The 2028-nt window shown below is 66.5% G+C and carries 3 protein-coding genes; 1 reads left to right on the forward strand and 2 read right to left on the reverse strand.

Annotated elements, in window-relative coordinates; translation table 11 throughout:
- On the reverse strand, nt 1–387 hold a 387-nt coding region (locus VGQ94_09385; protein ID HEV2022731.1), incomplete at its 3' end, for a twin-arginine translocase subunit TatC.
- Nucleotides 380–745 carry a twin-arginine translocase TatA/TatE family subunit gene (locus tag VGQ94_09390; GenBank protein HEV2022732.1) on the reverse strand — a complete coding sequence of 122 codons (366 nt, stop codon included), beginning with the start codon at nt 743–745 and terminating at the stop codon, nt 380–382. The genes VGQ94_09385 and VGQ94_09390, both read right to left, overlap by 8 nt.
- Before the next feature lie 251 nt (nt 746–996).
- Between VGQ94_09390 and VGQ94_09395 the strand changes: the two genes are divergently transcribed.
- A partial coding sequence (locus VGQ94_09395) for a S41 family peptidase (GenBank protein HEV2022733.1) occupies nt 997–2028 on the forward strand: 1032 nt, incomplete at its 3' end.

The raw sequence follows: 2028 nt of genomic DNA on the forward strand, positions 1-2028 counted from the left end.
GATGTAGCGTTTCTCGCGGCGATAGAGTCCGGGGGAGATGAACAGCCACACCTGGTAGAGCACCAGGGGCGAGGCCAGGAACACTCCCGCCACCATCCCCACCTTTAAGTAAAGGTTGAAGGGCTCGGTGGGGTTCAGGTAGACCAGCTTCTCGTCCAGCTTGTGATTGCGCAGCGCCTCTACGATGGGCCGCTGCATGAGGGCGAAGATGCGGTCGGAGTACGACCAGGCCACGCCGAAGCAGACGCCCACGCTCAGCAGGCTGTAGATGATGCGGCGGCGCAGTTCCTCCAGGTGCTCGAGGAAGCTCATGCCGGTCAGGGCGTCGCGGGTTTCCTCGCGAGGTTCCTCGGACGCAGGGGCCGGCTCGGCCACGGTCTCAGGCACCGTTGGCTCCGTCGCCCCTGTTGGCGTCGCCGCCCCCGTTGGCGCCCGACGAGGCGGGGAGCGGCGGGCTCGAGGCCGGGCCCGTGGAGACAGGAGACGCCGAAGCCGGGGACGGTGCCGCCGTCTGCGCGATGCTGCCCTCGGGCGCCGCAGGCGGGGCGATGCTGCGCTGGCTGTCTTCCTGGACCTCCAGTTGGCGCACCTCGTCCTCCAACTGGGTCTGGAACTCGCTGGAGGCGCGCTTGAACTCGCCCAGCGCCTTGCCGATCTGGCGGCCGATCTCCGGCAGCCGCCGCGGCCCGAACAGCAGCAGCGCCAGCAGGCCCAGAAACAGCATCTCCGGGAAGCCAAGATTCATGCGGAAATGATAGCAGCTCCGAGCCACCAGCGGTTAGGGTGCCCCACCCTTTCGCCCGCTCTTGGCGAAGGGTGGGGACTTCTCCGCGCGCGACCGGTGACGCGAAGATCACCCGAAGGTAACCGCCCGGTTTCACTCGCCCGTCGCCCCTCATCCCTCGCCCCTGACTTTTGCTATACTGATTTCAATCTCACATGGCTCGACGGGAAACCCGTTCCGGGTGGCCGTCGCGTCGCAAGGACACGGACACGATGGCCGTCAGTTCTCGCCGCTCGCTCTTCTCGGTTGTTCTGGTACTTCTGGTTTTCGGCCTGCTCGGAGGCCTGTTCGGACAGAAGCTCGACCGCGGCCTCCCCGGCGGCGACAGCGACGTCCAGGACAGCCTGCGCTCCTTTAGCCAGGTCTACACCCTGGTGGAGCAGAACTACGCCGACCCGGTGAATCCGGACAAGGCCATCTACAACGGCGCCATCCCCGGCATGCTGCGGGTACTGGATCCGCACTCCAACTTCTTCGATCCCAAGTCCTATTCCCTGCTGCGCGAGGAACAGCGCGGCAAGTACTACGGCGTGGGCATGACGGTGGGCCCGCGGAATAACAAGGTCATCGTGATCGCGCCCTTCGTGGGGACGCCCGCCTACCGCGCCGGCATCCGCCCGGGCGACATCATCGCCGGAGTGGACGGCAAGCCCACCGACGGGATGACCACCTCCGACGTCGCGGAACTACTCAAGGGACCCAAAGGCACCCAGGTGCGCATCACCATCGTGCGCGAGGGACTGGACAAGCCGCTGGAGTTCACCATCATTCGCGACGAGATCCCGCGCTACAGCGTGGACCTGCACTTCCTGGTTCGCCCGGGGATCGGCTACATGCACGTCTCCGGTTTCAATGAGACCACCGAGGACGAGGTGCAGGCAGCGCTGGACGAGTTCGGCGAGCTCAAGGGCCTGATCCTCGACCTGCGGCAGAATCCCGGCGGCCTGCTCGGCGAGGGCGTGGGCGTAGCCGACAAGTTCCTGAAGAAAGGCGCGGTCATCGTCTCGCATCGCGGGCGCGCCTCGGCGGAGAAGCGCTACACCGCGCGCCGCGGCAACCTGGGCAAGGACTATCCCCTGGTGGTGCTGGTGAACCGGTTCACGGCCTCGGCGGCGGAGATCGTCGCCGGCGCCATCCAGGACCACGACCGCGGCCTGGTGGTGGGCGAAAACACCTTTGGCAAGGGCTTGGTGCAGACCGTCTATCCGCTCTCGGAGAACACCGGCCTCGCCCTGACCACGGCC

It is taken from the genome of Terriglobales bacterium (assembly GCA_035937135.1).
Classification (GTDB): domain Bacteria; phylum Acidobacteriota; class Terriglobia; order Terriglobales; family Acidobacteriaceae; genus DASYVL01.

Excerpts from the sequence above, each read along its gene's own strand:
- VGQ94_09390 (HEV2022732.1), bottom strand. The coding sequence starts at position 745 with ATGAATCTTGGCTTCCCGGAGATGCTGTTTCTGGGCCTGCTGGCGCTG.